1 pseudogene is annotated in these 255 nt (G+C 68.2%); it reads left to right on the forward strand.

The features are described 5' to 3' along the window. Positions 1-255 (forward strand): annotated as a pseudogene (locus EBL84_RS16815) (glycosyltransferase); the annotation flags it as partial.

Below are 255 nucleotides of genomic sequence, written 5' to 3' on the forward strand. Positions count from 1 at the left end.
TGGAGATCGGCTATCACTCCCCGCCGTGGGACGTGTTGCGGGGCATGGACATCGGACTCGACTGCTTCCCGCACAACTCGGGGACGACGCTGCTCGAATCGCTCTACATGGGGGTGCCCTTCGTGACTCTGGCCGACCGGCCGAGTGTGGGCCGGATCGGGGCGATGATCCTCTCGGGGCTGGGTCGGGAGGAATGGATCGCCACGGACGAGGCCGACTACGTCGAGCGCGTGGTCGCGCTGGCCGCGGATCGCG

Source organism: Marichromatium sp. AB31 (assembly GCF_003718685.1).
Classification (GTDB): Bacteria; Pseudomonadota; Gammaproteobacteria; order Chromatiales; family Chromatiaceae; genus Marichromatium; species Marichromatium gracile.